Source organism: Moorena sp. SIO3H5 (genome assembly GCF_010692395.1).
In the GTDB taxonomy this organism is placed as follows: domain Bacteria; phylum Cyanobacteriota; class Cyanobacteriia; order Cyanobacteriales; family Coleofasciculaceae; genus Moorena.
This window is the reverse complement of record NZ_JAAHHS010000753.1, coordinates 1-1,464: the sequence shown is the minus strand read 5'-3', so window position 1 is coordinate 1,464 and position 1,464 is coordinate 1. Positions and strand designations below refer to the sequence as shown.

2 protein-coding genes are annotated in these 1,464 nt (G+C 40.0%); both read left to right on the top strand.

The window, feature by feature from the left end:
* Window positions 1–886: bifunctional aminoglycoside phosphotransferase/ATP-binding protein (locus tag F6K52_RS36245; protein ID WP_293090050.1), on the top strand; the 886-nt coding region annotated here is incomplete at its 5' end.
* Window positions 887–983: 97 nt separating this feature from the next.
* Window positions 984–1,280, top strand: a complete 297-nt coding sequence (locus tag F6K52_RS36240; protein WP_293090048.1) for a hypothetical protein — start codon at window positions 984–986, stop codon at window positions 1,278–1,280.
* The last annotated feature ends 184 nt before the right edge of the window (window positions 1,281–1,464 follow it).

The window sequence follows — 1,464 nt, the reverse complement described above, 5'->3', positions numbered from 1 at the left end:
TTTACACTTGAGAAATATTGCTTTTTGGCAAGATAAAATGTTGGTTTTTGACTGCATTGAATTTAACGAGCCATTCCGTTTTGTCGATGTCATGTATGATGTGGCCTTTACCGTCATGGATTTGGAAGCAAGACAGCGTCAAGACTTGGGGAATGCATTTCTCAACACCTATGTTGAGCAAACTGGAGACTGGGAAGGTTTACAAGTCTTACCTTTATACTTGAGTCGTCAAGCATATGTACGGGCAAAAGTAAATTCATTTTTATTAGACGATCCAGGGATTCCCCCAGAAGTAAAACAAGAAGCATTCCAAACTGCTGCGAGTTATTATCAACAAGCATGGGAATATACCAAACCCCGTCAAGGTCAATTAATTATCATGTCTGGTTTGTCTGGCTCAGGTAAGAGCACAACCGCCCGTTATCTATCCCACCAATTGGGAGCCATCCAGATCCGTTCCGATGCAGTCCGCAAACATCTTGCAGGTATTCCCCTACAATCAAAAGGCAAAGATGAAATTTATACCCCAGAAATGACCCAAAAGACGTATGGACGGTTATTATATTTGGGTATTATACTTACCAAGCAAGGTTTTTCCGTAATTTTAGATGCTAAATATGACCGACAACAACTCAGACAAGAGATAATTAACCAAACCAAGGCAAATAATATACCTCTGCAAATTGTCCAGTGTGAAGCACCTTTAGAAGTTTTACAACAAAGACTGAAAAACCGCAGTGGTGATATTGCCGATGCAACGGCAGATTTATTAAACTCACAGGTGGAAAAAGCAGAATCCTTGACTCCAGAGGAAAAAATATACTTGAAAGTTGTGGATACTACTCAACCCCTAGACACACAATTAAAAGATGTAATTTGCTCATAGCCCTTATCCCATGGCAGAAAAAAATAATTCGAGCAAACTGTTATACGTATCGCCAAGTTTCTTATTCCAACTAGGATTTGGCCTATTCCTATCAGTCTTGTTATCATTGCTCGGGTTTCCTGGAACCTGGAGCATTTTCCTAGGAGTTTTAGGAGGGTTTATTTTTACTTGGGCTGCTGTAGCATCCCAAAATAACCCCAGAACTCAAAATTTGACTTCCTCCGAAGGTATAGAGGCCGGATTGAAGTACTGGTTATTGTTCATGTTGGTATTTGTACTGGTGGGATACCCACCAAGCATAAGTATTTTTGTCGGCGGTATTGGTGGTATCGCTGGTGGAGTGATGATTAATTGGTGGAAAAGTACAGGAGAAACAAAAGCCAAGCTATCGTAACCAGAAATTACCCTCTCTGAAGAAGAACTAGCTTCCCGAGGACGGGTAAATAAAACAAAAATACGGAAAACTACTCAACGTTACCGTCGCACTCCAGGTTCAGTTAACCTGAAGTTTTGGGAATGATATGGGAATCCGGTTTGAATATTGAAAAAAATAGATAAAATTAGCTGAAACAAAAAGA